We start from the raw sequence: 7290 nt of genomic DNA, 5'->3' as shown, positions 1-7290 counted from the left end.
AGCGTGAAATTCACGCCGAAGCAATGATCGCGGGCTGTGCTCGATTAAGGCGACGCCATCCGAGCGACGCATCGACTCACGCGCGCTCGGTCTCGCCGAGCTTGATATTCTCCCTCTGCTTCGTGTCTGCTGCTTGCTTCGTCGAAGCTCTGTTGAAACTCGGGCATGCGTTTAAAAAGCAGGCGCACGATAAAAACAGACTTGATTGTTTGTAAATTTCATGTTGATTTAATTTATGCCTCTCATAGAGGCACTACAAAACAATGCACAAAAAGTAGTCTTAATGACACGAGGGGACGCATGGTAGCGGAGAAAAAACCACCGCGGACGGCGAGGCGCAAGCAAAGTGAACGCTCGGAGGAGACGCGGCAGGCGCTATTCGATGCCACGATCGATCTTTTGTACGATACCGGATTCAATAAGACATCGACCCCGGAAATCGCCCGCAAGGCGGGCGTCTCACGGGGTGCGCTGACCCATCACTTCAGCACGAAGGAAGACCTTGTCACCAGTGCCGTGGCCGATCATCTGGCCAGCGTCAACAGGCGGCTGGCTGATTTCGCCGAGGCATTCGGCGCCGGTGGCGGCTCGACAGACGAGATTGTCGATTACCTCTGGCAGACGATGTTCGACCGTCTGTTTTACGTCACGCTCGAATATCTCCCCGAAGCGCGCCACAATGACAGTTTTCGCGAGGGGCTGATCCCCGTTGTCCATGAATTTCATGACCGGCTGGACGATATCTGGACGGCATTGGCCACCTATCGCAACGTCGATCCCGTAAGTGTTCGCATCGTGATGAACGCGACCATGTGTCTGATCCGCGGCATGATTGCCCAGACTGTTCTGCGACCTTTGGACTCTACCTATTACGAGGGCATCCTGAGCTTCTGGAAACAACAGGTCAGGGCCTACTTTTCAACACTTGCCCAGCATGCGGAGATACGGCCATGAAGCCTCTCCTTCAGGTAAAAAATCTCGAACGCGGTTTTTATGGCGTCCGGGTTCTGAACGGCGTCGCTCTGGAGGTTATGGATGGCTCGATTACCGGGCTTATCGGACCCAATGGTGCGGGAAAATCGACGTTTTTCAACTGCATTTCCGGCCTTTACATGCCGGACAAAGGTTCTGTGAACTTTGCCGGGCGCGACATAACCCGCGCAAGCCCGCAGGACCGGATGGAATCGGGACTGGTGCGTACCTTCCAGCTCGCACGCGGCTTCCCCAAACTCAGCGTGTTCCAGCACCTGATGCTCTATGGCCAGAACCATCCCGGCGAGAGCCTGGTGGCCAGCCTTGCCGGCAGCAAAGCTGGCCAAAAACATGAGGAGAAGCTTGCAGAGGAAGCACTGTCCATCGCCCGGCGTCTGCGCCTTTCCCATGTCATCGACAATCCCGTCACCGCCCTTTCCGGCGGCCAGAAGAAACTGGTCGAGATCGGTCGCGCATTGATGGCAAAGCCCCGCCTTGTGCTGCTCGACGAGCCGATGGCGGGCGTCAATCCGACACTGACGGCAGAGATCGCTGATCATCTGCGCAGTCTGAACGCCGAGGGCGTCACCATCTGTCTGATCGAGCATGACATGAAGCTGATCGGCAGCCTGTGCGACCCGGTCATCGTCATGGCCGAAGGCCGCAAGCTGACCGAGGGCAGTTTTGAGGCCGTGGTCGCCGACGAGCGGGTTCAGGAAGCATATCTCGGGGGAAGGCACTGACCATGTTGAAAGCTGACGGTCTTGTGGCCGGTTATGGAGCTGCCGAGGAAATTCTCAAAGGCGCATCGATCGATGTGCACGCGGGCGAAATCGTTACCATCATTGGGCCAAACGGGGCGGGGAAATCGACCCTTCTCAAGGCAATCGCCGGGCTGGTGCCTCTCAAGGGCGGCACCGTGGTCATGAACGGCGCTGACGTAACCAGAAAAGATGCGCTGGGCCGGTCGAAGGCAGGTCTGGCCTTCGTGATGCAGGAAAAGAATGTCTTTGGCACCATGTCGGTGGCCGAAAATCTCGAAATCGCCAGTTTCGGCAATCCCTCCGGCACGACGGCGCGGCGCGAGGCGATCTATGCGCGCTATCCGGTACTGGCGGGAAAGCGCAAGGCGCTGGCCCGCACACTATCGGGCGGGCAGCGGCAATTGCTGGCCATGGGCATGGGGCTAATGACCGAACCGGCGCTGCTGCTGCTGGACGAGCCGACAGCCGGGCTTTCACCGAAAGCAGCCGAAGAGCTGTTTGCGGCGATTATCGAGCTGAACAATTCCGGCCTGCCGATTCTGATGGTCGAGCAGCACGCGCTGGAGGCGCTGGAAATTTCCACCCGCGGCTATGTCATCGTGACCGGGCGCAACGCCGCGACCGGCCCCGGCAAGGAACTGGCCGCCGATCCCGAGATACGCCGCCTGTTTCTGGGCGGCTGAGACCAGACTTTCCGGCATTTGAGATCAAAAACAAGAGGGAACAACGCATGAGCAGCTTTACAATCAACCGTCGCGTTTTCATGGGGGGCGTTGCCGGTCTGGCCGCAACCGGCCTGTTGCCACACAGCGTCATGGCGCAGGGCGGACCGATACGCCTTGGTGCGCTGACACCGCTAACGGGCTCCGGCGGTCCTTACGGCCCGGTGATGGTCAAGGCCATCCAGGCCGTGGCCGGCGAGGTTAACAAGGCCGGTGGCGTTCTCGGACGCCAGATCGAGATCATCTCCGAAGACGACCAGACAAACCCTGAAGCCGGTGTACGCGCTGCCCGCAAGCTGGTGGATGTCGACAAGGTCTCGGCCATTCTCGGCACCTGGGCCTCATCCGTCACTACGGCCGTTGCACCGATTTGCTGGGAATCCGGCACATTGCTGGCCACCGTATCGGGCGCTGACGCCATAACCGCGCTGCCGCATCAGGGCTATATCATCCGCACACAGCCGACCACCATTCTCCAGGGTCGCAAGTTCGGCGAGTTTGCGGTCGAACAGGGTGTGAAGAAACTGTTCTTCTTCTCGCCGCAGACACCGTTTGCCGAGAGCCAGTTCAACAATATCACTGCTGCTGTAAAAGCTGCGGGCGGCGAAACGAAATCGCTGATCTATGACGACAAGAAGCCGTCCTATCGCAGTGAAGTCGATGAGATGCTGGCCTATGAGCCGGACGTTATCGTGCTTGGCGGTTATGCTGCCGATACCACGGTTCTGCTCAAGGATATTTTCCGCTCCGGCTACGAAGGCAAGAAAATCGCCTTCGCCTATTCCGTGAACCAGAAGCTGATTGACAGTGTTCCGGCTGAAATCGTCGAGGGCATCTACACCATCGCCCCATCGCCCGCCCAGTCATCGAGCGCCTACAAGCGCCTGGTATCGTTGATCGGCGTCGAAAACCCCGATCCCTACACGACCCAGGTCTATGATCAGGCCAATCTGATCATCATGGCGATTGCCAAAGCGGGTGCTGCCGATGGCAAATCGATCCGCGATGCCATTCGTTCGGTATCGCAAGCCCAGGGCGGCGACGTGGTCGACAACGCCGTTGACGGGCTGAAGCTGATCGCGGCCGGCAAGCCCATCAATTACCAGGGCGCCTCCGGCCCATGCGACTTTACCGCCACCGGCGATATCTCCGACAGCCAGTTCCGCTATGAACAGGTTGAAGGCGGCAAGCTGAAGCTTCTGAAGATAGCGTGAGGCATCAATGACGACCGTGGCTCAGGCAATACTCAATGGAATGATGACGGGAATGTTGATTGCCATTCCCGCTCTCGGCCTCACAGCGATTTTCGCTGTACTGCGCTATGTCAATTTTGCCATAGGGGCCTATGCCACAGTCGGCGCTTTTGCAGCCTGGTATGTCAATACCAGGCTGGGGCTTGGCGTGTTTCCCTCAGCAATCGTCGCTTTCGCGGCGGGCGGTTTCGTTGGTCTCGTGGCAGAACAGACGGCACTCGCCCGTCTCAGGCCATCCGGGGCGCTGGCGGTGGCCATCGCCTCGATTGCCGTCAATCTCATTCTCGAAAATCTCATCCGCTTCATTTTCGGCAACGATCTCCAGGGCTTCGACCTGCCGATTGCCCGCGACTGGCGTTTCGCTGGCCTGCGGCTCGGCCCGCAACAGGTGCAGACAGCGGCCATCGCCATCGCCATCATGGCAGCCGTCTTCCTGTTCCTGCGCTTCACGCGCTTCGGCAAGGCCATGCGGGCCGTGGCGGACAACCCGGATCTCGGCAGGTTGCTGGGCATGGACCCCTCGCGAATCGCCATGATCACCGTGGTTCTCGGCGCGGGACTTGCAGGCGTCGGCGGTGTGTTGCTCGGCCTCGATACGGCCATCGACCCGATGACCGGCTCGCGCCTGCTCCTATCGATTTTTGCCGCAGCAGTGCTTGGCGGTCTTGGCTCCATACCGGGTGCGGTGGTCGGTGCGGTGATGATTGGCATCGGCGAGGAACTGGCGGTGCTGGTCCTGCCCGCCACCTATCGCTCGGCGGTCGGCTTTGCCACCATTCTGCTCATCCTGTCGCTGCGGCCTGCGGGAATCCTAGGTGAAAGGAACATCTGATGCTGTCCTATCTGATTTTTACACTCACTCTGGGCGGAATTTACGGCCTGCTGGCGCTGAGCCTCAACCTCATCTGGGGTGGCGTCGGCATGGTCAATCTGGGACTGGCGGGCTTTTTCGCCGTCGGCGCCTATGTTTCGGCGCTGGTGTCGATTGCCGGTATGCCGCTGCCGCTGGCCATGCTGCTCGCCTGCGTCATCGGGGCTATGGCGGGCGTCATCGCCACCTTTGCGACCATCCGTCTGCGCGGCGATTATCTCGCCATCGTCACACTCGGCTTTGCCGAGGTGGTACGCATGGTGGCGCTGAACGAGCGCTGGCTGACGCGTGGTTCCGATGGCGTATCGGGAATTCCCGCACCCTTCCGGGCCGAGCTTGGCATCAACGGTTTCAATATGTTCTATCTCGGGCTTGTCAGCATCATCGTGCTGGCGGTATTCCTGACCATGCGCCGCCTTGATGGCTCGCCCTTCGGGCGTGTGCTGAAGGCGATCCGTGAAGACCAGGAGCTTGCGACCTTCGCGGGCAAATATGTCACCCGTTTCAAGATGCAGACTTTTGCACTTTCGGCAGCCATTGCCGGACTGGCGGGCGCGCTCTACGGGCATTTCCAGACCTATATCTCGCCCGATCATTTCCAGCCGCTGATCACCATCTATATCTTTCTCGCCGTCACCGCCGGTGGTGTCGGCAGGCCGCTGGGCGGGCTGGCGGGTGCCTATCTCGTGGTGTTCTTCCTTGAGGCGACGCGCTTCCTCGGAGAGCTGTTCCCCGGCCTTCAGCCAGGACAGGTAGCGGCAGTGCGCGAGATCCTCGTCGGCGTAGCGCTGCTGGGCGTTCTGCATCTTCGCCCCCAGGGCATTCTGCCCGAACATATCGCACCAGCCCCGAAAACAGAGACAACTCCATGAACGAACTTCTTTCGACGCTCACCAGCCCCGGACAGCCCGAAACTCTTTACAAGGCGCTGGAAAAGTATCTGGCGAGCACCATCGGTTTCGGCCTGTTCACGCTGCTGTACCGCGATGGCGATGAAGTTGCCCGCGTCTATTCCACCAACGAGACGGCCTACCCGGTTTTCGGCCGCAAACATATGGGACCTACCCCCTGGGGCGAGAAGGTCATCGACCGACAGGAAGCCTTTCTCGGTCCTGATCCCGAAGCGATCATCTGGGCCTTTTACGATCATGAGCTGATTTTCAGCCTCGGTCTGGGCGCGGTGATCAATATTCCCGTCGTCTATAACGGCGAGACTATCGGCACCATGAACCTGCTCGACAAGAGCGGTGGCTATACCGAACAGCACCTGCAAGAGGCACAAGCCCTCGCGCCTTTGTTGATCCCCGCCTACCTCCAAGCGCGCCGTCGCTAAAAATTTCCCAGGAATACATTCATGACCACGATCATTTTCGAAAATGCCCGCATCGTTGATGGCACCGGTGACAGACCCTCCGAACCCGTTCAGGTTTTGATCGAAGGCGGTTTCATCCGAGAAGTCGGCAATAAGATCACCAGCAATGCCGCGCAGCGCATCGATCTCGCTGGCAAGACGTTGATGCCGGGGCTGATCGACGCCCATGTGCATGTCGTCGCTTCCACCGCCGATCTCGGCCAGAACGGCCTGTTGCCCGATGCGCTGATAACTGTGCGCGCCTTCAAACTGATGGGTGAAATGCTGGCCCGTGGCTTCACCACGGTGCGCGATGTCGGCGGCGCGACATCAGGTCTGGTGGCTGCGACCCTTGAGGCGGCATGGCCCACGCCGCGCCTGAACATTTCCGGGAAGGCGCTGGCCCAGACCGGTGGCCACTGCGATTATCGCGGTCCCTATAATGATGACCCGGTGCGGACGCGGGGTTTTGCGCTAGGCGCGCTGGGGCGCATCTGCGATGGCGCACCGGAGGTGCGCAAGGCAGCCCGCGAAGAGCTGAAAAGCGGCGCGAATTTCATCAAGATCATGGCGAATGGCGGTGTGTCCTCGCCGACCGACCCGATCCATTTCCTCGGCTTCTCGCGTGAAGAGATCATTGCCACCGTCGAGGAAGCCGAAAATGCCGGCACCTATGTTTCGGCGCATCTCTACACTGACCAAGCCATCCGCCGTGCTGTGGAATGCGGCGTGCACTCGTTGGAGCACTGCAATCTCATCGGGAGCGAAACGGCGAAATTCGCAGCTGAAAAGGGTGCTTTTGCCGTCCCGACGCTGGTCACTTATGACAAACTATCGAGTGAAGGCCCTGCTATGGGGCTGCCTGCCGCATCCGTTGCCAAAGTAGACGATGTGCGCCTCGCGGGTATGGAATCTCTGACAATCATGCGCGATGCAGGTCTGCAAATAGCCTATGGCAGCGATCTTCTCGGCGGCATGCACATTCACCAGTCGGAAGAATTCGTCATCCGTGGCCGCGTGCTGCCCGCCATGGAAGTGATCGCCTCGGCAACGCATATCGCGGCGCGCTTGCTGCGCATGGAAGGCAAGATCGGCACAATTGCGCCCGGCGCCTTCGCCGACCTGATCGTCGTCGATGGCAACCCGCTGGACGACCTGTCGCTGCTGACCCGGCAGGGACAGCACATGCCGCTGATCATGAAGGCTGGGAGGTTTGTCAAGCAGACCGCGCTGACCTGATGCAGATCGGGCGGCTGTTCGCTGCCGCCCGTCAATGCCATGGAGCCGCTCACAGCGGGGTGGCGTCGCCTTAATCGAGCACAGCCCGCGATCATTGCTTCGGCGTGAATTTCACGCG

General features: G+C 59.7%; 8 protein-coding genes and 1 pseudogene. All 9 read left to right on the top strand.

Annotation, left to right across the window (positions count from 1 at the left end; genetic code table 11):
* A pseudogene (locus J2857_RS30770) lies at positions 1-215 on the top strand (hypothetical protein); the annotation flags it as partial.
* Positions 216-300: 85 nt separating this feature from the next.
* On the top strand, positions 301-954 hold the full coding sequence (locus J2857_RS30765; protein ID WP_210013870.1) for a TetR/AcrR family transcriptional regulator: 654 nt from the start codon (positions 301-303) through the stop codon (positions 952-954).
* The gene (locus J2857_RS30760; protein ID WP_210013869.1) at positions 951-1715 is read left to right on the top strand and encodes an ABC transporter ATP-binding protein; all 765 of its coding nucleotides are present in this window, start codon (positions 951-953) and stop codon (positions 1713-1715) included. Before J2857_RS30765 ends, J2857_RS30760 begins: the two co-directional genes overlap by 4 nt.
* Positions 1716-1738: 23 nt before the next feature.
* Complete coding sequence (locus J2857_RS30755; RefSeq protein ID WP_306875747.1) at positions 1739-2419, top strand: ABC transporter ATP-binding protein; 681 nt, start codon at positions 1739-1741, stop codon at positions 2417-2419.
* Positions 2420-2466: 47 nt separating this feature from the next.
* Positions 2467-3672 (top strand): ABC transporter substrate-binding protein, encoded by a 1206-nt coding sequence (locus tag J2857_RS30750; RefSeq protein WP_210013867.1) that lies wholly within the window; start codon positions 2467-2469, stop codon positions 3670-3672.
* 7 nt (positions 3673-3679) lie between these two features.
* A complete protein-coding gene (locus J2857_RS30745; protein ID WP_210013866.1) occupies positions 3680-4543 on the top strand; it encodes a branched-chain amino acid ABC transporter permease in 864 nt (287 codons plus the stop codon).
* Positions 4543-5454 (top strand): branched-chain amino acid ABC transporter permease, encoded by a 912-nt coding sequence (locus J2857_RS30740; RefSeq protein WP_210013865.1) that lies wholly within the window; start codon positions 4543-4545, stop codon positions 5452-5454. Before J2857_RS30745 ends, J2857_RS30740 begins: the two co-directional genes overlap by 1 nt.
* Positions 5451-5915: a GAF domain-containing protein gene (locus J2857_RS30735; RefSeq protein ID WP_210013864.1), complete on the top strand. Its 465-nt coding sequence runs from the start codon at positions 5451-5453 to the stop codon at positions 5913-5915. Before J2857_RS30740 ends, J2857_RS30735 begins: the two co-directional genes overlap by 4 nt.
* A gap of 21 nt (positions 5916-5936) precedes the next feature.
* Complete coding sequence (locus J2857_RS30730; protein WP_210013863.1) at positions 5937-7172, top strand: metal-dependent hydrolase family protein; 1236 nt, start codon at positions 5937-5939, stop codon at positions 7170-7172.
* Positions 7173-7290 lie beyond the last annotated feature (118 nt).

It is taken from the genome of Neorhizobium galegae (assembly GCF_017877055.1).
In the GTDB taxonomy this organism is placed as follows: Bacteria; Pseudomonadota; Alphaproteobacteria; order Rhizobiales; family Rhizobiaceae; genus Neorhizobium; species Neorhizobium galegae_D.
The sequence above is the reverse complement of the archived record's forward strand: the minus strand, read 5'-3'. Positions and strand labels throughout refer to the sequence as shown.